This window comes from Lentzea sp. NPDC059081, from assembly GCF_042738015.1.
Classification (GTDB): Bacteria; Actinomycetota; Actinomycetes; order Mycobacteriales; family Pseudonocardiaceae; genus Lentzea.
Window position 1 is genome coordinate 98,831 of the sequence record NZ_JBHYGW010000005.1, and the last position, 21,131, is coordinate 119,961.

Here is a 21,131-nt window from a genome sequence, read left to right on the forward strand (position 1 = left end):
GGTAGATCCCTGACGTAGATCCCTGAGGTAGATCACTGTTCCCGGAAGGCGTTACCACTGTGTGGAAGGATGGCGTCGTCAGCGATCTTCCGCAGGAGGCGTCATGTCCGAGCCGGCCAAGCCCGCGACCAGCATGCGGTCGCTCGAACGCGCCATCGACATCCTCGAGGTCATCGACAGCAGCCACCACGCCCTGCGGCTCACCGACGTGGCCCGCCAGGCCGGCCTGCCGATCCCGACGGCACAACGGATCCTGGGCGTCCTCGAAGCACGCGGCCGCGTCGAACGCGACGCCAACGGCTACCGCCCCGGCGTCGGCCTGGTGTTCGGCGCGCACGCCTACCTGACGACGAGCCCCCTGCTCAACGCCGCCCGCCCGGTGCTGCAGGACCTGGCGGCGGCGACCGGCCTGACCGCGTCGCTGTTCAAGCGCATCGGCTGGTCCCGCGTCGTGCTGGCGCGGGTCAGCGGCGCCGCTCCCCTGCGCTACGAACTGCCCATCGGCGAACGGCTCCCCTTGCATTTGGGCGCCGGCAAGGCCCTCACCGCCCAGATGCCCGAAGACGAGCTGGCACAGTTCCTCGACCAGCTGACCGCCCACACCTACGCCGACGGCTCCGCGGTCTCGCGCGACGACTTCGTGGCCGAGCTGGCCACCATCCGCACCCGCGGCTACTCGCACGCCCGCGGCGAACGCGAGCCCGGCATGGCGTCGGTGGCCGCGCCCGTACCCGCGTCCGGCGGGGAGGCAACCGCGGCCGTGCAGGTCACCGGAACGGCCGCCGACGTGCCGGAGGAGCGGGTGCCGGAGCTGGGGGCGGAGCTGCGGCGGGCGGCGATCGCGATCTCGCGCCGAATCCCCTGACGGAACGCCCGTCGGGACGCGCGCCTGACGACTGGGCGACTGCGCCCCTCTGGGCACGGGGGACGCCGAGACGCACGCGTTCATCGGGGACACCCGTCGTGGCGCTCAACCGGGCCATCGCGGTGGCCGAACTCGACGGACCGGAGGTGGCGCTGGCGACCGTCGACCGCCTCGAACCGCGCCTGGCCGGCTACCACCCGTTCCACGCCACCCGCGCCGACCTGCTGCGCCGGCTGGGCCGCACGGCGGAGGCACGGGACGCCTACGACAGGGCAGTCGAGCTGGCGGGCAACGCCGCGGAGGCCGCCGAGCTGACCCGCCGCCGCGACCGGCTCGGGTGACGTCAGGCGCCCTCGAAGCGCAGGCCCAGCAGGACGGTGTCGTCCGTGTACACGACGACGTCGTGCATGTCGTGCACGATCGCCGACAGCGCGGCCCCGAGCGGTCGTTCCGCGTGGACGCCCGCCGTGTGCACGAGGCGGTGTTCGCCCTCGTCCACGTCGCCGCGGCTCTCGACGAGCCCGTCGGTGTAGAGCAGCAGCAGGTCTCCCGGCGCCAGCACGCTGTGGTGGATCTCGGTGCTGCCGGGGTCGGGGAACCCGACCCCGCGGCCGGGCGCGGGCAGGTACGCGGGCTCGCCGGTGGCGGGCAGCAGCAGCGCGGGCGGGTGGCCGCCGCCGGCCAGGCGCAGCTCGCCGGTGCGCGGGTCGAACCGGGCCAGCAGCACGGTGGCCATGAGGCCGTCGTCGATCTCGGCGGCACGGCGCACCAGGTGCTCGAACGGGTGACCCTCGCGGGTCAGCGTGCGGATCGTGTGGGTGACGGTGAGGGCGTTGCGGGTGCAGGTGACACCGTGGCCGACGGCGTCGACGACGGTGATCTGCAGGGTGCCGTCAGCCAGCACGAACCAGTCGTAGAGGTCACCGCCGGTGGGCGCGTCCCGGTCGGCTGGCGCGTAGTGCACGGCGAGCTCGACGCCGGCGACGTCGGGCGGTGGCGGGCGCAGGGCGTCCTCGAGCTCGCGGAAGATCACGGCGTGGGCGCGGCGGAGCTGCTCGTCGCGCTGCTCCAGCTCGACGTACATCGCCATCACGCCGGTGTTGGTCTCGGACAGCTCCTGCTTGAGCTTGCGGTGCTCGCGTTCCAGCACGTCGGTGCGCGCGAGGCTGGCGACCAGTTCGAGCTCGGTCGCGCCGAGGTCGTCTGCCGCGCCCGCTCCGCCGGCGGGGGCCGTGTGGGTGGGGAGGTGCCACACGGCGGCGAGCTCGTCGGTGGCTTCGGGGAGCAACGGCAGCGTGAACGACCGGGCGTGGTCGAGAGGCGCGCGCAGCGGCACGGCCACGACCAGCGTCGTGCCGGCCGCGACGCGGGCGTGGACGGCCAGGGGTTCGGTCGTCAGGTGGTCGCGGGCCAGGAAGGTCGCGCTGAGCACCAGCCGCGCGCGGAGCTCGACGTCCACGCCGTGGTCGTCGCACAGCGACCGGAGCAACGCCCGCAGCCCGCCGACGTCACCGGCGGTGGCGGACGAGACGGGCAGGTCGGCGGTCACCGGGCGCCGGAACCGCGGACGGCGGAACCACCGGCGCACCGCAGCCTCATCTGTCGCCATCCACGCCCTGACCGCCGAGTCGTTCCCGTCCTGAACTATTGTCGCCCGGCAAACGTTAGCAGAGGCGGCTCACCGCGGGCGGTGTCGTGGCGCGGGAGTCCCGGCGGGTCGTGAGGGGGCCGGTCTGTCAGGCGGTCTGGGTGCCGGCCCCGTCGTGGCCGTCCTCGAGCGGGTGCACCGCGGCGGCCGTGTCGCGGAACCGGCGCAACCCGCTGACCAGCGTCGACCGGGCGGCGGGCGGCAGGGCGTCCACCACGTCGCGCAGGTGCTCGCGCCGCCGCTCGCGCAGGTCGTCCAGGTAGGCCCTGCCGCGGTCGCTCAGCGACAGCTCGACCTCGCGCCTGCTCGTGGCGCTGAGGCCGCGTTCGAGGAAGCCGACCGCCTGCAGCCGGTCGCAGAGCCTGCTCACCGACGACGGCGCGGCGTCGAGCGCCTCACCGAGCGCGCGCAGGTTCGTGCCCGCCGAGTGCTCCAGGACGAACATCACGCGCAGCTGGGACACCGAGATCGGGGCGGGCGAGACGTCCTTGCTCCGCTCCCACATGACCTCGATCTGTTCGACCACCTGGGTGAGAACCTGGAGCACGTCGTCGACGGCGGCGTGCGGCCGTATGCGGTTCACGTGCCCACTGTCGCATCATCGCCTCGTCCGTGTCATGTTCCACCTCCCACCCAGCGCGGCCGGCACCCGTCCGCAGAAAGCAGGAAGCCCGTGGCCGCCCCAGCCGAGAACAGATATCTGGCCGTCGAGCAGGCCCTCCGCACGGCGGAGCCGCACGAGCTGCTGACCGTCGCCCGCGCGCAGCTGCGGGAGCTCTTCCGGGCGGACGCGGTGGACCTGCTCCTGGCCGACTACGCGCTCACCATGCTGCAGCCCGTCGCCGAGCTGCCCTACACGACCGAACCGATCCCGGTGAACGGCAGCACGCCCGGCCAGGCGTTCGGCGCCCAGCAGCCGTTCGTCGAACGCCGCCCCGGCCCGTCCGCCACGGCCCACCTCCCGGTCACGGTCCGCGGCGACCGGCTCGGCGTGCTGGTGGTCGAGCTGCCGGACGTGCCGGAACCCGGCGAGCTGGCCGAGCTCGCCACGATCGCGATGACCCTGGGCCACGAGATCGTCATCGCCGAACGCGACACCGACCTGTACCTGCAGGCCCGGCGGGCCACCCGGCTCACGCTCGCGGCGGAGATGCAGTGGCAGCTCCTGCCGGGCAGGTCGTGCCGCGGCGCCGAGTACGACCTGGGCGCCCAGCTGGAGCCCGCGTACGCCATCTACGGCGACAACTTCGACTGGTCGACCTCCGCCGAGCACCTCACGCTGACGCTCACCAACGGCATGGGCGAGGGCCTCGACGCCGCGCTGCTGACCAACCTCGCGATCAGCGCCCTGCGCAACGCCCGCCGCGCCGGCGTCCCGCTCGCCGACCAGGCCGCGCTGGCCGACCAGGCCGTCTACGGCCAGTACGGCGGCCGCCTGCACGTGTCGGTCCTGCTCCTGCGGTTCGAGCTCGGGACCGGCAAGGTCGAGGTGATCGACGCGGGCTCACCGAAGATGTGGCGGCTGCGCGGCAACACCGTCGAGCAGATCGGCTTCCAGGACCAGCTCCCCCTCGGCATGTTCGAGGACACGCCCTACGCCGCCGAGCAGTTCCAGGTCCAGCCCGGCGACCGGCTGATCTTCGTGAGCGACGGCGTGTACGACGTGGCGTCCCCCGCCGGCGAGCGCTACGGCGCCCGGTCGCTGGCCCGCGCGATCAACCTGACCCGGCTGCTGCCCGCCGCCCAGGTGCCGAGGGAGGTGCTCCAGCAGCTCGCCGGGCACCGGACGACCGGCACGGCGGAGGACGACGCGATGGTGATGTGCCTCGACTGGCACGGCACGACCGGCGACTGACCCGTCTGACCGGCCCGATCCGGCTGGACGACCGGATCCGGCGGGCGCGTCGATCCGGTGGCGGGCGTCACGCGGGTTCGGTGGCGCGGACTCTCGCGGGAACCCCGAACCGCGCCTGCACCCCCGGCGAGTACAGGACGCTGAACGGCTCGCCGGTCACCTCGATCCCCGCCGACGCCACCAGGTTGTCGTCGCACCGGACGACCGTGGCGCGGTGCAGCACCCACGGCGCGTGGTGGTTGGGCAGGTAGGCAGTCCGGCCGAACCACGACGTGTGCAGCCCCCACCGCGCCGTCAGGAACTCGTCCAGCGGACTCGGCTCGATCCGCTCACCCGGCCGCACGGTGAGCGAGCTGGTCGCCCCGGGACGGCGCGGCCACCTCCGACGGCAGGTGTAGGTCAGCTCGTCGCCGTCCCGTCGCACGGCCATGTCCGACCACATGTACGGCAGTCCGACCGAAGCCCGTGTGCCCGCCACGAACGTCAGGTCGGCGGCGTCCATCGACAGGAACACGACGCCACGGCGTCCCGTCGTGTCGACGGTGTACAGGCGCACGTTGGTCTCGGGGAAGCTCCACCGGCCGGTCAGGGCGGGCCAGCCCAGCGGGGACAGGCGGAAGGCGACGAGCCCGACGAACGTGTCGCCGTCGACCACGTCCGGTCGCGTGCCGGCGGGCAGCAGGTGGTCCACCGCGCCGGGAGGGACGCGCCAGTGCAGGAACGTCACGTCGCCCCACCACTGCGTCAGCGCCGACCGGTCGATGCGACGGGGCGGGTCGAGGTCCATGGTCACGATTCAACCGCACCGCACCTGAGAGGAAACTTGCGAAGGTTGACGGTCTCGTCGGCACCACCCGCCGGCCGCCGCTGCGACAGTGACGTCATGTCACCCGCCGAACGTCCCCGCAAGATCGACCTGGCCGCCGAGGCGGCGACCCTCACCGAGTTCTGGTCGCAGCGGGAAGTGGCCCGTGCCAACGGAAACCTGTTCAAGGTCGCCAAGGGCATCGGGTCCACGAACTGGCACGCGCACGACGACCAGGACGAGACGTTCGTCGTCCTCTCGGGACGGATCACCATCCAGCTCAGGGACGGCGACGTCGAGCTGGGGCCGGGCGAGCTGTTCGTGATCCCCCGCGATACCGAGCACTGCCCGGTGGCCGAGGAGGAAGCGCGCTTCCTGCTCGTGGGCCCGGAGATCACGTCGACCGCGGCGGGCGGCAAGCCCGCGTGGAGCCACCGGGCCGAGTAGGTCAGACCAGGATCCGGTCGAGGCACAGGGTCAGCCCGGCCTCGAGGTGGTCGGCGGAGCCCGTGGAGAGCAGCACGGTCACCCCGCCCTGCACGGTGGCGAGCAGGGCCGCCGCGGTCCGGTCGGCGTCCAGGGCGGGATCCGCCTCCCCCGCCGCCTGGGTGGCCTCGATGCCGGCGCGCAGGCAGGCCTGCCACCGCCGCACCAGCTCCGCCGTGACGGCCCGTGCCGCCGGGCTGTGCCGGCCCACCTCGGAGATCAGCACGCCGAGCGGGCAGTACAGGCCCTGGTCGCGGTACTGGACGACGACCAGGTCGCGCCACGCCTCCCAGGCCGCGCGCGACACGAGCTCGTCCAGGTACGGCTGCTGGTCGTCGAACACCCGCTCGGCCTCGAGCTGGGCGACCGCGAGCAGCAGCTCCTCCCTGCCCTGCGGGAAGTAGTGGAACAGCTGGCTCTTGCCGGTGCCGCTGCGCCGCCCGACGTCGTCGAGCGTCGTGGCGTTCGTGCCGCGTTCCCGGATCTCCGCGGCGGCGGCCTCGACGATCCGCAACCGGGTCGCGGCGCCCTTCTTCGTGGTCACCACCCGGACTGTACCCGCGGGTACATTTCACCGCCCGGCCTCAGCCCCTGCGGTGGTGCACGACGATGCCGCCGCCGAACAGCAGGGCGAGCACGCCGAACGCGATGCCGACGACGGTGAGGCCCATGGCCTGCACGGTGGCGTTGGTGAGGATGCTCAGGACCAGGCCGGTCCAGAGGAGGGCGCGGGTGCGGGAGCCGGTGGCTGCGATCTCGTTGTTCGTCATGGGGAGAACGCTATTCATCCTGCGCGGCACCGACGATCCCCCGCACTGCCCGGTGCGGGGTGGAGCAGGCTCCACCGCAGGGTGGTCGCTGCCAGGTCGGCCCGGCGCGCTCGGCCCACCCGGTCCTGGTCGCACGGCCAGGGCCGTCCGGGTGGTTTCCGTCCACCTCACTAGGAGTTCATTTGGTTGCTCGTTGACAACCCGCGCGCGCACTCGACAGGCTGCACCTCCCTGCGACCGAAAGGTGCACCTGTCGTGAAACTCCGTTTCCTCCTACCGGCGCTCGCCCTGGTCACCGGCGTCGTCGTCACCCCGGCGGCGGCCCAGGCGGACCCCGTCTCCGCCGCCGACGCCTGCTACACCTGGGGACGCACCCTGTCCGAGGGCACGTCGGGCGAGGACGTGCGCCAGCTGCAGATCAGGGTGGCCGGCTACCCCGGTTACGGCGCCGTGCTCGGCATCGACGGGCAGTTCGGGCCCGCGACCAAGGCGGCGGTGACCCGGTTCCAGCAGGCCTACGGTCTCGGCGCGGACGGCATCGCCGGGTCGGCGACGTTCTCGAAGCTGTACGCGTTGCAGGACAACGACTGCACGCCGGTCAACTTCAGCTACGACGAGCTGAACAACTGCAACTCCGACTGGTCCGGCGGCAACGTCTCGGCGGCCACCGCGCGGGCCAACGCCCTGGTGTCCATGTGGAAGCTGCAGGCGATGCGGCACGCGATGGGCGACCGGCCGATCGTCGTCAACGGCGGGTTCCGCAGCGTGTCGTGCAACAACGCCGTCGGTGGCGCGTCGGGCAGTCGTCACCTGTACGGCGACGCGGTCGACCTGGGTGCGGGTGCGCAGGGCTTCTGCGCGCTGGCCAAGCAGGCGCGCAACCACGGCTTCAACGAGATCCTCGGCCCCGGCTACACCGGCCACGACGACCACGTGCACGTCGCGCACAAGTCGAGCCGCTTCTGGTCCGCGCCGAGCTGCGGCGTGTCCTAGCCGCACCACCGGATCGCGGTGATCGGCACCGGTCACCGCGATCCCCACTCTAAGATGTCGTCATCATCTGAATGCTGACGACATGGGAGCGTGCGATGGCGCCCAGGCACCTGTACGTGGTGCGGCACGGCGAGGCGAGCCCGTTCGGCGAGCTGACCGACGTCGGGCACCGGCAGGCGCATCTGCTGGGCGAGCGCCTCGCGCGGCTGCCGGTCGACACCGTGTGGCACTCCCCTCTACCGCGTGCGGTGAGCACCGCGCGAATCCTGGGCGAGCACCTGCCGGGGGCCGCCGTCGAGGAGGCGCCCGAGCTGATGGACCACGTGCCGCACGTGCCGGAGGACGTTCCACCGGCGTGGGCGGGGTTCTTCGACGGGCACGACGCCGAGGAGGCCGCCGCCGGGGCCCGGCTCGCGGCCTCGCTCACCGCGCGGTTCGCCCGGCCCGCCGAGACCGAGACGCACGAGGTGCTGGTCACCCACGCCTACCAGGTGGCCTGGCTGGTGCGCGACGCGCTCGGCGCCCCGCCGTCCCGCTGGCTCGCGATGAGCTGCGGCAACGCCGCCGTCACGGTGGTCCAGCACCGCGACGGCACCCCTCCCGCGCTCGTGCTCTACAACGACATGGGCCACCTGCCGCCGGACCTGCGCTGGACGGGGTTCGGACCCGCCGTGCGGCCGTGAGCCCGGCGCGGTTTCGCCTCGACGCGCCGAGGGTAGGCACCGGCCGTGAGCAACGCGGAAGAGTCGGAGCACCGGCGTCTCGCCAGGAACCTCAACGAGCTGCTCCAGGAGCTCCGGGTCGCCCAGGCCGGGGTGCAGATCCTGTTCGGCTTCCTGCTCTCCATCGCCTTCACGGACAAGTACTCGACGGCCTCGGCTCTCGTCCACGTCACGCACCTGGTGACCGTCCTGTGCGCCGCCGCGGCCGTCGCCCTGCTGACCGCCCCCGCCGCCTGGCACCGCGTGCTGTTCCGCCGCGGGCGCCGTGAGGACGTCGTGGCGGCCGGCAGCACCTTCATGCTGGCCGGGCTGGGCTTCCTCGCCACCGCGATGGCGGGCACGGTGCTGCTGCTCTGCGAGGTGGTCCTCTGCGGGTGGGTCGCCGTGCTGATCGGCGCCGTCACCCTCGTCGTCTACGCCGGGCTGTGGTTCGTCATGCCGCGGCTGGTCCGCGACACCAGCTCGAAGCTCGGCGACGACATCACCGACATCTGAGCTCTGCTTCCTGGCCGACGTCCGGGCCGCACCGGAAAGCGAATTCCCGCGGCCGCCAGTTGAGACGAAATCGCTTTGGAAATGCTGTTGACCCTCTCTCCACAATGGATCGCGCCGATCTCCGCGTGATACCCAGGAATCACCACGCCGGACTCGTGCAGGCTTTCGCCATCGGCGTGGTGAGAGGAGATCCGAGGTGAAGAGGACATTCGTCGTCGCGCTGCTGCTCGCGCTCTGCACGCCGGTGGTCGCGTCGGCCGCCACCGCCTGTTCGGAGTTCACCAGCCCCGGCGGCATGCACGCGGAGCTGTGCGACCCCGGCGCGGACGTCGCGGTGGTGATGGTTCCCGGCGCCACCTACAACTCGGCGTACTGGGACTTCCCGTACCAGCCCGAGGTGTACTCGTTCCGCCGCGAGCTCAACGCCCGCGGCTACGCGACGGCCACAGTGGACCGCATCGGCACCGGCAGGAGCGCCAAGCCGCCCAGCCTCACCGTGACCGCGCTGCGCCAGGCCGCCGCGGTGGACGAGGTCGTGCAGTCCGTGCGCGCCAGGGGTTTCGGCAAGGTCGTGCTGGCCGGGCACTCGCTCGGCTCGATGATCACGATCATGTCCGCCGCCACGTTCCACCACGTCGACGGCGTCGTGGTCACCGGCGCCACCCACGCCATCGACCCGCCGGCGCTGGCCACCCTGCTGGGCAGCCGGCTCGAACCGAGGTCGCTGCTCGACGCCGGCTACCTCACGACCAGGCAGGGCGAGCGCTACAACGCCTTCCACGCACCGGGGAACGTCGACCCGCAGGTGCTCGCGACCGACGAGGCGACCAAGGACGTGGCCTCGCTGGGCGAGATGCCGGACGGCCTGTCGCTCGGCATCGTGCTGCCGTACTCGGCGCTGATCGACGTCCCGGTGCTGCTCGCGGTCGGAGAGCGGGACACGCTGTTCTGCACGGCGTTGTCCCGCGACTGCTCTTCCGCCCAAACCCTGGTCGCGGGTGAGCGCGGTTACTACGCCGGCTCACCGGACGTGCGCGGGTTCGTGCTGCCCGGCGCGGGTCACGACGCGAACCTGCATCCGCGCGCCAAGGAACTGCAGACCGCGGTGGCCGATTGGATCCGCGACGTGGTGTGACCGCTGAACCGGATGGGTTCGTGGAATGAATTTCCGCACCGGCCGCGATTCATTCCACGAGCTCGTCGAAAGAAATCCTGGAGCGGCACTTCTCCGCATCGTCGTCCAGACGCCGTCGCCGGTCAGGAACGTCTTCGCGTGCCGGCCGAGGTGCCCCACCTCGTTGCGCACGTCGTACGCGAGGACGTCGTATCCGGCCTGGTGCAGGATCATGTAGTCGGGCAGGAGGTCGACGCCCTCGGTGTTCGCGCCCGGCCCCCGGACCGGCCGCCACGGCTCCCGGCAGCCACGGCTCCCGGCCGTGCGGTCAGCCCTCCCAGGCCTGCGCCAGCGCCTGCTCGAACAGCGCCACCGGCTGGGCACCCGAGACGGCGAACCGGCCGGAGAGGACGACGAACGGCACGCCCGACACACCGATCTCCCTGGCACGCCGCTCGTCGGCGCGCACCTCGGCGGCGTAGGCGTCCGGGTCCTCGAGCACGGCCTTGACGTCAGCGGCGTCGAGCCCGGCCTCGGTGACGATCCCGGTCAGCGACTCGGGCGTGAACAGCGACCGCGCCTGCCCGAAGTTGGCGTGCAGCAACGCGTCGAGGACCTGGTGCTGGACGCCCCGCTCTCGCGCCAGCCGCACCAGGCGGTGGGCGTCGAACGTGTTGCCGACCTCGCGGTCCAGCCGGTACTCGAGGCCCTCGTCGCGCGCGAGCCCGGCGACGGAGTCCTCCATCTCGGCCGCGCGCGGCCCGAACTTGGCGGCGAGCATCTCCTGCACGGACTCCACCCCGGTCCGGGTGGGGTCCAGCTCGAAGGCGCGGTGCACCACGGTGACCTCGTCGCGGTGCTCGAACGCGGCCAGCGCCTTGTCGAAGCGCGCCTTGCCGATGTAGCACCAGGGGCAGATGACGTCCGCCCAGAACTCGACCTGCATCGTTCGATCATGTCACGGACGGCGGGCCGGGAGCGCCGGCTGCAGCCGGGGTCACGTCGTCCCCCGGCTGCGGCTCCCGGAGCGACCGGGCTACTTCTCCCTGAGCAGGTAGACGTTGCCGTTGCCCTTGCCGTCCGCGTCGCTGTTGAAGATCAGGTCCGTGTCGTTGACGAAAGCGGCGTGCGGGTGCACCGACTCGGTTTCCGAGGAGCTGTTGTGCTTGAACATCTTCACCGTGTCGACCTTGTTGGTGCCCGGTTTGATGTAATAGAAGTAGATGTAGGGCGTGCTGCCCTTGTGCCCGTCGCCTTCGATGATCGTCCGCGCCGGGTTCATGGCGAAGTGGTTGCTGGACTCGCGGATGTCGTAGCTGAAGAACTTCTCGTCGCGGATGTCGTAGGTGACCACCTGTTTCGGCGTGTCGCCCTGTGCGTCCTGCGAGAACGCGGCAATCCTGCCGTTCACCCAGAACGGGTGCACGCCGTAGTCGTGGGAATCGGTCAGCATCGTCTTCTTCTTGCTCTCGACGTCGACGAGACCGATCTGGCCGATGTCCTCCCCGTAGACGTGGAAGAGCAGCGTGTCGCCGCGCACCGGGTTGATCAGCACGTGGTCGACCTTTCCGTCGATCTTCTTGATGGTCTCCAGCTCGCCGGACCTCACGTCGATCAGGACGAGCGAGGACCGGTCCTCCTCCTCGTCGTAGAGGGACGAGGCGATGGTCTTCCCGTCCGACGTCAGCGCGACGATCCCCTTGACGTCGTACCTGTCCGGCACCTTGCGGATCTTCCGCTCCCGGTACGGGGCGCGCAGGCTGACGCTGGTGAACGTCCGGTCCTCGACGTAGAACACCTCCTCCGTCGCGGGCGAGACGTTGGCGTGGTCCCCGTCGATGTCGTCGGAGTCCGTCAGCTGCACGAACCTGCCGTTCTGCAGCGACATGAGGTAGAGGTTCTCGTGCCCGCCGTCGCGCTCCGAGTTGAACACGACGGAGTCGAGCGAGGGGACGTACGGGTTCACGTCGAGGTACATCTTGTTGTCGAGCGATTTCGAGGTGGTCAGCTGCACCACCTCGTAATCCGGGTCCAGGGCCGGGAGCTTTTTCCACTCCGCCTCGAATCTGGCCCCTTTACCCGGTTCGACCGCGGATTCCTCCGCGAAAGCGGGAGAATAGGATCCCATCATGCCCACGACGATCAGGAGTGCAAGAGTCGATTTCACGCGAACAACCTTCCCGGGACGAATGCGAGAGGTGCGCCGTTGTCGACTATAGAAATCGCGGTTCATGGTCACAACGAAATCGTCCTCATCCTTTCGAGTGGAGCGAAATCGAATTCGCGTCACGCTCGACTCAGAACCCGGACTTCTCGTTCCCCCAGTCGAGCAGACGCCGCAGGCGGGGGTCAGCCCCACCCGTCACCACGCGGGCGCGCCCCAGTGCGACCTCCCCGCTCGTTCCGTCGATCGTGACCAGCGTGCCCTCGGCGAGCGTGCGGCCGCCCAGCGTGATCGAGTCCGCGGCGACGGCGAGGTCGGTGACGCCCACGACAGCGGGCTTGCCCATCGACCGGGCCACCACCGCGGCGTGGCTGGCCGGGCCGCCGAGTGCGGTGACGACGCCCGTGGCCGCGGCGAGGCCGCGGATGTCCTCCGGCGACGTCTCCTGGCGGACCAGGACCACCGGGCCGCCGGCGGCCATGCGCACCGCGTCGTCGGCGGTCAGCGCGATGCGGCCGATGGCCACGCCGGGGCAGACGCCCAGGCCGCGTGCCAGCACCTCGGCGTCGGCGGTCCTGGGGGTGCGGGCGTGCCGGAGGTCGTGCGGTGTCACTCTGCGGACCGCCTCGGCGCGCGTGATCGCGCCCTCGTCGGCCAGGTCGACGGCCAGGCGGACGGCGGCGGCGCCGGTGAAGTGGCCCGGCCGGACCTGCAGGAGCCACAGGGTGCCGGACTCGTAGGTGAACTCGACGTAGCAGGCGTCGCGGTAGTGCTGTTCGATCCGGCGCAGCGCGTCCAGCAGGTGCCGCCACACCACCGGTTCACGGGTGGCCAGGTCGGGCAACGGGCGGGTGCGGGAGCGGCCGGACACCACGGCGTCACCCTGCTGTCCGAAGAGGACCTCGCCGAACGGGGTGTTCTCGCCGGTGTCGGGGTGGCGGCTGAACGCCACGCCGGAGCCGCTGTGCGCGTCGCGGTCGCCGAACACCATGTCCTGCACAACCACGGCCGTACCCAGGTCGTGCGGGATGCCGTGCAGGGTGCGGTAGGTCCGTGCGCGGGGTGTGTTCCAGGACGAGAACACCGACTCCACCGCTGCCGCCAGCCGTTCCGGCGCGTCCGTGCGCAGGTCGAGGATCGTGTCCATCATGCCCGGCATCGACACGGCGGCACCGGACCGCACTGAGACGGCCGGGGACGAGATGGTTCCGAGCTCGTCCCGCAGGCCGTCCGGGAGGCGGCCGTCGCGGAGGTAGGCGCGGCAGGCCTCCGTGGTCACGACGAAGCCGGCCGGTACCGGCAGACCCAACCGGTGCAGCAGAACGAGTCCGTGCGCCTTGCCGCCGATCACCTCCGGCGGCAGGGCGAGACCGGCGTGCAGCCGTGTCATCCATGCCATCGCGAGATCCCCTGCGTGGCGAGGAGGTCCTCGTGCAGCTCGGCCCACACCGTGTGGAACGAGGCCATCTCGTCGGCCAGGTAGCCGAGCTCTCCCGCGTGAGCACGGGCCAGCGCCGCGGCGAGCCGGGACTCGTAGCGGGCGAAGCGGGGTGCCACGGCGGCCAGTGCGGCGATCACGGTGGTCGCTCGGGCGTGGAGGTCGGTGAACAGCCCCAGGACGCGGTGGTCGTAGGCGGTGTCGCTGTGGTCGTTGATGGTCGCGACGCCGTCGACGGTCCGGACCTGCCACGCCGTGCACAGGTCGAGCAGCTCCGGGTTCAGCACCAGGAACTCCTCGAACGCCACCGCCAGCGCGGCACGGCCACCGGCGGCCTCCAGTTCGGCGGCTGTCCGCTCGGCGTCGGCGGCCTTGCCCGCCTCCGTCAGCGCCCACCCGCCGAAGCCCCGGTGGTGCGTGACGAGACCGGCCACCGCGAGATCGATCAGCTCGGACTCCGCCTCGGGCTCCGGCAGGCCCGTGAACGCCGCCACGCGGGTCAGCCCGGTGGTCCCGACGCACCGCAGGGCGTGCAGCACCTGGCTCACGACGCCACCTTCCCCGCCGCGTGCCCGGCGCCGCGGCCGGCAGCGCGGGCGACGATCACGCCGTCCCGCACGCGCACGGCCGCCTCGGTCTCGTCGCCCGGATCCGCCACCCCGATGGCCGACGCCACCAGCCCGTCGTCGTCGAGCACCAGCCGGAGGCCCTCCCAGGTGCCGGGAGGGAACACCCTGCGCAGGCAGGCCATCAGGTCGGTCACCCGGAGGCGGACCAGGCGGCCGGTCTCGGCCGGGTCGTCCGTCACCGCGGCGATCATCACCCGCTCGCCGGGCCCCGCCGACCGGACGGCCTCCTCGGCGGCGCCCAGCCTGCTCGCGCCCAGCACCACGACCACGCCGTCGGCCGGGGTCACCTCGGTGCCGCTGATCTCGTCCACCAGGTCCTCCGGCGGGGTCCAGGCGTCCGCGCACGTCCGTGCCGCAGCCACGAAGGGCAGGTGCGGAGGGGACCACGTGTCGGCGAGGTCGATGCCGGCGAGGTGCCGGCACGCGTGCGCCACGTCGAAGGGGTCGCCTGCTCCCGGCGCGGTCGCGGCTCGGTGACCGGCCCCGTCGAGCAGCGTCAGCACCAGGTCGGCCAGGCGCACCTGCCGCGCCGGGTCCCGCCGTTCCAGCGCCGTGGCCAGCAGCAGGGCCTCCAGCCGGGCCACCTGCGCGGGCACCGGACCGTCGACCACGCCGTCCAGCGAGCGCAGCTGCAGGCGACCGCCCGCCGCCGAGTCGCCGACCAAGGGCAGGCGTTCCAGCCACGTCCTGGCGAACGCCGCCAGCGCGTCGGCCGTCGACGCCGGCGCCGGCTCGGCCGGCCGCCCCTGCTCGACCAGGTCGATCAGCACGGCCAGGTACAGGGCCCGCTTGCCGGGGAAGTTCGAGTAGACGGCACCCCTGGTCAGCTCGGCCCGCTCGGCGATGCGGTCGACCTTCGCCGCCGCGTACCCGTGGTCGGCGAACTCCTCCCTCGCCGCCGTCAACACGGACGCCCGTGTTCGCGCCTGTTGCTGCACCCTGGTCAACCGAACCATCGCCGCCCCACTTCAGATGTCGTCACCATCCAGATTACGCCATCGTCCGAACTGGTCGCGCGTTGCCTTTTTGCGACAACTTGTCGTAACGTTCGCGACAGGTTGTCGCAAAAAGAAGGAGTCACCCATGACCGACGATCGCGCCGAGCTCGTCGAGCTGCTCAGCCACTACGCCGACATCGCGGACCTGAAGGAGTTCACGACCCTGCCCGGCCGGGTCTTCACCGACACCGTCACGCTCGACTTCGCGTCCGTGACGGGCCTGCCCGAGATGACGGTCCCGCTCACCGGCTACGTCGAGGTGCTCCGCGCGAGCTTCGCGCCGTTCCGGGCCACGCACCACGCCATCACCGGGCACGTGGTGGTGGTCGACGGCGACACCGCGACGATCCACGCCCACGTCCGCGCCGAGCACTGGCTCCCGGACGCCGACCGCTGGCTGGTCGTCGGCTTCTACGACAACGAGGCGGTCCGCACCCCGCACGGCTGGCGGCTCACCCGTGTCAAGCTGACCGCCGTCCACCAGGAGAACCAGCCGGACCTCGCCACCGCCGCGAACTGAGGAGACCGACCCGATGCCGCGCATCCGTGCCGCCACGATCGAGGAGCACCACGAGGTCGTGTGGGCCGGCCTCACCGAGGCCGTGCGGCAGCTGCTGCTCGAACGCGACTACGACTCGATCACCCTCGGCCACATCGCGGCGCGGGCCGGGCTCGCGCGCAACACCCTCTACAACTACGCCGCCGACAAGAGGACGCTCGTCCTGGAGCTCGCACGCCGGGCGAGCCGTCCGCTGGCGGAGCGGGTCTCCGCGATCGCCGCACGGTCGGCGGTCCCGGCGGCGGACCGGCTGCGGGAGATCGTCGACGTCGTCCTGGCGGGATCGACGGACCCCGGCATGGCGCTGCTGTTCCTCCCGAACGTCGGCCCGCTCGTCGCGGAGCTGCCGGCGTGCCGGGACAACCCGTTCGGCGCGGTCGTCGTCGAGGTGGAGACCGTGGTGGCGGACGGGCTCGCGGCCGGTGAGTTCCACGGCGCCGAGGACGTCGGGCTCACCGTGGAGCTGCTGGCCGGCGCCATGCGCGCGGCCTGCGACCGGGTCAGCCGGGACCCGGCCGCCCTGCCCGCCGCGACCAGGACGGCTCAGCGGATCACGCTGGCGGCGCTCACTTCGCCAGCACCGTGAGCATCCTGGCCACCTCGTCGCGCACCGCGTCGCGGCCGGGCGCCAGGTAGCGGCGCGGGTCGGTCAGCGTCTCGCGTTCGTCCAGGACCGCGCGGACCGCCTCGGTGAGCACCTGGTTCAGCCGCGTCCCGATGTTGACCTTGACGATGCCGGCCGCGACCGCCCCGCGCAGGCCGTCGTCGGTCACCCCGGACGAACCGTGCAGCACCAGCGGAACCGGCACCGCCTGGGCCAGCGCGGCGATCAGCGACTCGTCGAGCACCGCGCTCCGGTCCGTCATGGCGTGCGACGACCCCACGGCCACCGCGAGCGAGTCGACGCCGGTCGCCTCGACGAACTCCGCCGCCTCGCGCGGGTCGGTGCGCACGCCGGGCGCGTGGGCGCCGTCCTTGCCGCCGACCTCGCCCAGCTCCGCCTCGACGAGACATCCGGTGGCGTGACAGCGTTCCACGATCGCGCGGGTCCTCGCGACGTTGTCGGCGTAGTCGAGCTTGGAGGCGTCGAACATGACCGACGTGATGCCGAGGCCGAGTCCTTCGTGGACGAGCTGCTCGTCCTCCACGTGATCGAGGTGCACGAGCACCGGCGTCGTCGCGTCGGCGGCCAGCTGCAGGCACGCGCGGGCGAACGGCGCCAGCGACCCGTGGTAGCGCACGGCGTTCTGCGAGATCTGCAGGATCACCGGTAACCCGCTCAGCTCCGCGCCGGCGACGATGGCCTCGGCGTGCTCGATCAGGATCGCGTTGAACGCGCCCACCGCGCGTCGTTCCGCCCGCATCTCGCCGAGCAGCGTCGTCCAGTCCGCGGTCATCGCGTCTCCTCCACGGTCGTCAGGGGGATCCAGCGGGCCCTGGCCCCGCGGTCGATCTCGCCGGCGACCGGCCGCAGCACGGCGGCCGCCGACGTCGCCACCAGGTCGGCCAGCGCGGCCGGCCAGTCGACGTCGCCGCCGGACCGGGCGAGGTGCAGGGCGAGCGCCGCGGCGGCCGCGTCCCCGGCACCGGTCGGGTTGCCCTCGACCACCTCGGCGGGGCGAGCCCGCCACGAACCCCGTGCGGTCACGGCGATCGCGCCGTCCGGACCGGCGGTGGCGACCACGGCGGCCGCTCCCCCGGCCACCAGGTCCTCGACCCGGCCGTCGTCCACGAGCTCGGCCAGCTCGTCGGAGTTGGGCATCAGCACCGCTCCGCTCGACGCGGCCGCGCGCAGTGCCGCTCCGGACACGTCGGCGATCACCGGCACGCCGTGCGCGGCGCACAGGCGGGCCAGCCGGGCGGGCACCTCCGGGTCCAGCGCGGCGGGAACGCTGCCGGAGATCACCACGGCGCCGGCGCCGGCCCGCAGCTCGTCGGTCAGCACCGCGGTGATCGCCGCCTCTGCCCGGTCCCCGGCCGGGGAACCGTTCTCCTGCAACATGGTCGTGGCACCGTCGTCGGCCACGACCGCGATGGTCCTGCGCACCGAGGCGAGCGCGGGCACCAGCCGGTGGGCCAGGCCCAGCTCGTCCAGGCCCGCGCGGAACTCGTCCGGCGTCGCGGTCGTGGTCAGCGCCAGCACGAGACTGTCCGCGCCGAGCTGCCTGACCACGGCCGCGACGTTCACGCCCTTGCCGCCCGCCCGCGTCCGGACCTCCGGGACGCGGACCGTCTCCCCCACGCGCAACGCCTTCACGCGGTAGGTGACGTCGAGGGCGGGGTTGAGCGTGACCGTGACGACCCTGCTCGTCACGTCGCCGCCCCGGTGGACGGTGCCCCGGTGGACGGTGCCTCGGTGGACGCGGCCCCGGCCGACGGTGCTTCGGCGGAGGGGACCGCCTCGCTGCTCTTCTCCGCGCGGTAGACCATCAACGTCGAGCCGACGAGCGCCAGCACGATGCCCGCGACCTGGAACGCGGTCGGCGTGGCACCGAACACCAGCAGCGAGAGCACGATGGTCAGCACGGGCGCCAGCGCGTTGGTGACCGGCGCGACGATCGAGGCCTTGCCGCGGCTCATGGCCATCACGAGGAACAGCGCGCCGACGGCGTTGAGCAGCTGGGTGCCGGCGGTGAGAGCCGGTGCCTGCCACGGGAAGCCGAGCGGCAGCCCGCCCATCATCAGCACCGCCACCGGGATCAGCACCAGGCCGCTGATGGTCATCCAGCCGAACGTCGTCGCGTCGTCGACCCCGGCGAGGGCCGCCTTGCGCATGTAGAACGCCTGCACGCCCCACGCCACGCAGACGAGGACCGAGAGCAGCAGGTACAGCCAGCCGCTGTCGGACGAGTCGCCGGTGGACACCGAGAAGAGAACGATCGCGACGAGCGCCAGCACCACGCCGATCCACGACAGGGCGCCGAGCCGTTCGCGCAGCAGGCCGAACGCCATCAGCACGGTGATCGCGGGCGACAGGGCGACGATCGGGAAGATCACGTACGCGGGCCCGATGGTGAGCGCCTTGAACAGCAGCAGCTGGCCGCCGGCACCGGTGAGGCCGATCAGCAGGCCGTAGCCCGCGGCCGTGCGGCCGCGGTCGAACTTCTTGCCGCGCAACGACACCCACGCGGGGATGAGCATCGTGAGCGACCACACGACGTAGACCATCGGGTCGGGGTAGGCGTAGAGCTTGGTGGGCAACGCGGAGAAAGCGCCCCACACGCCCCAGAACAGCACCAGCAGTCCCGCGTACGGGACCCAGCTGTTCGCGCGGAGGACGGAGGGGGACGCGGCGGATCCGGTCATGGGGAGCTCCTCAGAGGGAGAGCGCGGCGGGAGAGATGTCCTGTGCCCGCAACGGATGCCCGTGCAGGCGCGCCGCGTGGAGCGCGGCACCGATGTGCGGTTCCAGCAGGGGTGCGCGCAGGTCGAAGTCGTGCGTGAGCGACTCCCGGAACGACGTCAGCACGTGCGCCGAGCCGAACATGCCGCCGGAGTAGGACACCGGGACCTGGTGCGCGGCGGGGAACTCGAGGGCCGCCCGGCCGACGTTCACGAGCAGGGCGAGCTCCTCGCCCGCGCTGCGCAGGACGCCCGCGGCCGCCACGTCGCCGGCGTCGGCCGCCGCGACCACGACCTTGCTCAGGTTGGCGATCTTGCCGCGGTCGCCGTGCCACCGGTTCACCACGACGTCGATGGCGTCGAAGTCCGCCGCCAGGCCGAGGGCCGTGCGCATCGCGTCCACCAGCGGACCGGCGGGCAGGCGGCCGTCGACCATGCGGCTGAACGCGTTGAGCCCGTTGACCGCGACCCAGTACCCGGATCCCTCGTCGCCGAACAGCTCGCTCCAGCCGCCGCCGCGCCACTGCCTGCCGTCGTGCTCGCCGTACGCGATCGACCCGGTGCCGGCGACGACGTTGATGCCGTCGATCCCGCCGAGCGACCCGGCCCAGCCGCAGATCATGTCGTTGCCGCAGCGGTAGTGGCCGCCGCCGAGGATCTTGGCGGGCAGCGCGTCGAGCACCGGGACGTCCCCGCTGATCTCGCCGTACGCGGGCAGTCCGAAGAACGCGTACGAGATGCCCGCGACCGGGATGCCGGCCGCGGCGCAGACCTCGTCGATCCCTTGGCGCAGCAGGGGTTCGACGATCCCGATCCCGTCGCTGAGGTAATACACGCTGGCGGTGCGGGCCTCCGCGACCACGCGGCCGTCGAGGTCCACCAGGCAGAACGCGGTCTTCGTGCCACCGCCGTCGACACCGAGGAACATCTCAGCTCACTCCCTCTCCGAACTCGTGGATGACCACGCCCCGCACCACGCGGTTGACCTCGCCGCCGGGGAAGGGGTTGTCCGGCGTCAGGTCCAGCGCGAGCGAGCACGCGAGTGCCGTCGTCTGCGCGGTGATCACGGCGACCAGCGCCCACGCGGACGGCGAGCCGAACGCGCCGCGGACCGGCCAGACCTGCGCTCCCCCGCACTCGGCGGAGTCCGCCTCTCCCACCACCACGACACGATCGGCGCCCAGCGACTGCACGAGCTCGCGGGCGATGTCGACGTCGTACGAGCGCGCGTACGGGTCGGTGGAGAGGAAGACGAACGCGATCGTGCGGTCGTCCAGCACGGACTTCGGCCCGTGCCGGAAGGCCAGCGACGACTCGGCGATGCCGACCACCTCGCCGCGGGTCAGTTCGAGGCTCTTGAGCGCGGCCTCCCGCGCGAGTCCCCGCAGCGCGCCGGAACCCAGGTACACCAACCGTTCCGGCTTGGCTCCGGCGATCGCCGACGCGCGGTCCGCGGCCTCGGCGAGCACCGCGGTCGCCTCCCCGGCCAACGCCTCGACGTCCACGTCCAGCCCGAAGGCCAGCAGCGCCGCCAGCGCCATGCCGGTGAACGACGACGTCATCGCGAAGCCGCGGTCGTTCGTCTCCTCCGGCAACGCCACCACGACGGCGTTCTCCGCGCCCGCCCACCGCTGGGCCAGCTCACCGGACGCGTCGCAGGTGATCACCAGGTGCCGCAGATCGGGTGTGAGCCGGTGCAGGAGCTCTGCCGCCGCAAGGGACTCGGGGCTGTTGCCGCTCCTCGCGAACGACACCAGCAGCACCGGCTGGTCGCCGATGGCCGCGGTGCCCGGGTCGGCGACGATCTCGGTGGTGGGCAAGGTTTCCACGGGCCTGCCGAGGTGCCGTGCCAGCGCCGGGGCCACGACCTCGCCGATGAACGCCGACGTGCCCGCGCCGGTCAGCACGATCCGCGTCCGGGCGTCCACCGGCCCGACCAGCCCGTCGACCAGCGGGCGCGACCGCTCCACCGCCTCCGCCACCCGCGGCCAGGTGACCGGCTGGTGCCAGATCTCCTCCGCGGTCCAGCTGCTGCCGAGCCCACGCTCACCCATGGTGTCGCCTTCCGATTACCGGGACACTTCCCAGACGCATTCGGACGCTTTCCCCGAATGCCGTTGATCGCCCTGATCCCCCGGCTCCTCCGCCGGTTCGACGAGTGGTGCATTCGTACGTCCGGCGCTGCGCGAGTGGCAAGACTCGCCGCCGAAGTGAGCATTTCGAATGAGCGTTTCGCGGCGTCTCCCCT

General features: G+C 72.2%; 24 protein-coding genes and 1 pseudogene. 10 read left to right on the plus strand and 15 right to left on the minus strand.

Going from position 1 to position 21,131, the window contains the following annotated elements:
* The first annotated feature begins 103 nt into the window (after nt 1–103).
* A complete protein-coding gene (locus ACFWV3_RS13580; RefSeq protein ID WP_382411422.1) occupies nt 104–865 on the plus strand; it encodes an IclR family transcriptional regulator in 762 nt (253 codons plus the stop codon).
* A 92-nt stretch (nt 866–957) separates the two neighbouring features.
* Nucleotides 958–1,206, plus strand: a pseudogene (locus ACFWV3_RS13585) (RNA polymerase sigma factor); the annotation flags it as partial.
* Between the two features lie 2 nt (nt 1,207–1,208).
* On the opposite strand, the gene ACFWV3_RS13590 reads toward ACFWV3_RS13585, so the two are convergent.
* Nucleotides 1,209–2,453, minus strand: coding sequence for a PP2C family protein-serine/threonine phosphatase (locus ACFWV3_RS13590; RefSeq protein ID WP_382411423.1), 1,245 nt, complete (start codon nt 2,451–2,453; stop codon nt 1,209–1,211).
* 148 nt (nt 2,454–2,601) lie between these two features.
* Nucleotides 2,602–3,096 (minus strand): MarR family winged helix-turn-helix transcriptional regulator, encoded by a 495-nt coding sequence (locus tag ACFWV3_RS13595; protein WP_382411424.1) that lies wholly within the window; start codon nt 3,094–3,096, stop codon nt 2,602–2,604.
* A 90-nt stretch (nt 3,097–3,186) separates the two neighbouring features.
* On the opposite strand from ACFWV3_RS13595, the gene ACFWV3_RS13600 reads away from it, so the two are divergent.
* Nucleotides 3,187–4,368: a PP2C family protein-serine/threonine phosphatase gene (locus ACFWV3_RS13600; protein ID WP_382411425.1), complete on the plus strand. Its 1,182-nt coding sequence runs from the start codon at nt 3,187–3,189 to the stop codon at nt 4,366–4,368.
* Between the two features lie 67 nt (nt 4,369–4,435).
* Here ACFWV3_RS13600 and ACFWV3_RS13605 read toward each other — a convergent pair whose 3' ends face one another.
* Complete coding sequence (locus ACFWV3_RS13605; RefSeq protein WP_382411809.1) at nt 4,436–5,155, minus strand: YqjF family protein; 720 nt, start codon at nt 5,153–5,155, stop codon at nt 4,436–4,438.
* A gap of 96 nt (nt 5,156–5,251) precedes the next feature.
* Between ACFWV3_RS13605 and ACFWV3_RS13610 the strand changes: the two genes are divergently transcribed.
* Nucleotides 5,252–5,620 (plus strand): cupin domain-containing protein, encoded by a 369-nt coding sequence (locus tag ACFWV3_RS13610; protein WP_382411426.1) that lies wholly within the window; start codon nt 5,252–5,254, stop codon nt 5,618–5,620.
* Nucleotide 5,621: 1 nt separating this feature from the next.
* On the opposite strand, the gene ACFWV3_RS13615 is transcribed toward ACFWV3_RS13610, so the two are convergent.
* Both ACFWV3_RS13615 and ACFWV3_RS13620 read right to left on the minus strand, forming a co-directional pair.
* Nucleotides 5,622–6,203 (minus strand): TetR/AcrR family transcriptional regulator, encoded by a 582-nt coding sequence (locus ACFWV3_RS13615; protein ID WP_382411427.1) that lies wholly within the window; start codon nt 6,201–6,203, stop codon nt 5,622–5,624.
* A gap of 40 nt (nt 6,204–6,243) precedes the next feature.
* Nucleotides 6,244–6,429, minus strand: coding sequence for a hypothetical protein (locus ACFWV3_RS13620; RefSeq protein WP_382411428.1), 186 nt, complete (start codon nt 6,427–6,429; stop codon nt 6,244–6,246).
* Between the two features lie 255 nt (nt 6,430–6,684).
* Between ACFWV3_RS13620 and ACFWV3_RS13625 the strand changes: the two genes are divergently transcribed.
* The 4 genes from ACFWV3_RS13625 (at nt 6,685) to ACFWV3_RS13640 (ending at nt 9,774) form a co-directional block, all read left to right on the plus strand.
* Nucleotides 6,685–7,422 carry a D-Ala-D-Ala carboxypeptidase family metallohydrolase gene (locus ACFWV3_RS13625; RefSeq protein WP_382411429.1) on the plus strand — a complete coding sequence of 246 codons (738 nt, stop codon included), beginning with the start codon at nt 6,685–6,687 and terminating at the stop codon, nt 7,420–7,422.
* 95 nt (nt 7,423–7,517) lie between these two features.
* Nucleotides 7,518–8,105: a histidine phosphatase family protein gene (locus ACFWV3_RS13630; protein WP_382411430.1), complete on the plus strand. Its 588-nt coding sequence runs from the start codon at nt 7,518–7,520 to the stop codon at nt 8,103–8,105.
* Between the two features lie 45 nt (nt 8,106–8,150).
* Nucleotides 8,151–8,639 (plus strand): DUF6328 family protein, encoded by a 489-nt coding sequence (locus tag ACFWV3_RS13635; protein ID WP_382411431.1) that lies wholly within the window; start codon nt 8,151–8,153, stop codon nt 8,637–8,639.
* Nucleotides 8,640–8,835: 196 nt separating this feature from the next.
* Nucleotides 8,836–9,774: an alpha/beta hydrolase gene (locus ACFWV3_RS13640; RefSeq protein ID WP_382411432.1), complete on the plus strand. Its 939-nt coding sequence runs from the start codon at nt 8,836–8,838 to the stop codon at nt 9,772–9,774.
* A gap of 307 nt (nt 9,775–10,081) precedes the next feature.
* Here the strand turns inward: ACFWV3_RS13640 and ACFWV3_RS13645 are convergent, their stop codons facing one another.
* The 5 genes from ACFWV3_RS13645 to ACFWV3_RS13665 form a co-directional block, all read right to left on the minus strand.
* A complete protein-coding gene (locus tag ACFWV3_RS13645) occupies nt 10,082–10,699 on the minus strand; it encodes a DsbA family oxidoreductase (RefSeq protein ID WP_382411433.1) in 618 nt (205 codons plus the stop codon).
* Nucleotides 10,700–10,789: 90 nt separating this feature from the next.
* Complete coding sequence (locus ACFWV3_RS13650; protein ID WP_382411434.1) at nt 10,790–11,770, minus strand: TolB family protein; 981 nt, start codon at nt 11,768–11,770, stop codon at nt 10,790–10,792.
* A gap of 280 nt (nt 11,771–12,050) precedes the next feature.
* Entirely contained in the window at nt 12,051–13,316 is a 1,266-nt protein-coding gene (locus tag ACFWV3_RS13655; RefSeq protein ID WP_382411435.1) for a PEP/pyruvate-binding domain-containing protein, read from the minus strand.
* Nucleotides 13,304–13,903: a transcriptional regulator gene (locus ACFWV3_RS13660; RefSeq protein WP_382411436.1), complete on the minus strand. Its 600-nt coding sequence runs from the start codon at nt 13,901–13,903 to the stop codon at nt 13,304–13,306. Before ACFWV3_RS13660 ends, ACFWV3_RS13655 begins: the two co-directional genes overlap by 13 nt.
* Nucleotides 13,900–14,940 carry a TetR family transcriptional regulator gene (locus ACFWV3_RS13665; protein WP_382411437.1) on the minus strand — a complete coding sequence of 347 codons (1,041 nt, stop codon included), beginning with the start codon at nt 14,938–14,940 and terminating at the stop codon, nt 13,900–13,902. The genes ACFWV3_RS13660 and ACFWV3_RS13665 overlap by 4 nt, the downstream gene beginning before the upstream one ends.
* A gap of 127 nt (nt 14,941–15,067) precedes the next feature.
* Here ACFWV3_RS13665 and ACFWV3_RS13670 point away from each other — a divergent pair, with 127 nt between their 5' ends.
* Nucleotides 15,068–15,502: a nuclear transport factor 2 family protein gene (locus ACFWV3_RS13670; protein ID WP_382411438.1), complete on the plus strand. Its 435-nt coding sequence runs from the start codon at nt 15,068–15,070 to the stop codon at nt 15,500–15,502.
* A 13-nt stretch (nt 15,503–15,515) separates the two neighbouring features.
* Nucleotides 15,516–16,127, plus strand: a complete 612-nt coding sequence (locus ACFWV3_RS13675; RefSeq protein ID WP_382411439.1) for a TetR/AcrR family transcriptional regulator — start codon at nt 15,516–15,518, stop codon at nt 16,125–16,127.
* Here the strand turns inward: ACFWV3_RS13675 and ACFWV3_RS13680 are convergent.
* Genes ACFWV3_RS13680 through ACFWV3_RS13700 form a run of 5 tightly spaced genes read right to left on the minus strand, consistent with a single transcriptional unit; the run spans nt 16,108 to nt 20,937 of the window.
* Nucleotides 16,108–16,938: a class II fructose-bisphosphate aldolase gene (locus ACFWV3_RS13680; RefSeq protein WP_382411440.1), complete on the minus strand. Its 831-nt coding sequence runs from the start codon at nt 16,936–16,938 to the stop codon at nt 16,108–16,110. The two genes, ACFWV3_RS13675 and ACFWV3_RS13680, sit on opposite strands and share 20 nt — an antisense overlap.
* Nucleotides 16,935–17,855 (minus strand): 1-phosphofructokinase family hexose kinase, encoded by a 921-nt coding sequence (locus ACFWV3_RS13685; protein WP_382411441.1) that lies wholly within the window; start codon nt 17,853–17,855, stop codon nt 16,935–16,937. The genes ACFWV3_RS13680 and ACFWV3_RS13685 overlap by 4 nt, the downstream gene beginning before the upstream one ends.
* A complete protein-coding gene (locus ACFWV3_RS13690; RefSeq protein WP_382411442.1) occupies nt 17,852–18,847 on the minus strand; it encodes a DMT family transporter in 996 nt (331 codons plus the stop codon). The genes ACFWV3_RS13685 and ACFWV3_RS13690 overlap by 4 nt, the downstream gene beginning before the upstream one ends.
* 10 nt (nt 18,848–18,857) lie before the next feature.
* Nucleotides 18,858–19,811, minus strand: a complete 954-nt coding sequence (locus ACFWV3_RS13695) for an N-acetylglucosamine kinase (protein WP_382411443.1) — start codon at nt 19,809–19,811, stop codon at nt 18,858–18,860.
* A gap of 1 nt (nt 19,812) precedes the next feature.
* Nucleotides 19,813–20,937, minus strand: coding sequence for an SIS domain-containing protein (locus ACFWV3_RS13700; RefSeq protein ID WP_382411444.1), 1,125 nt, complete (start codon nt 20,935–20,937; stop codon nt 19,813–19,815).
* Nucleotides 20,938–21,131: the final 194 nt, after the last annotated feature.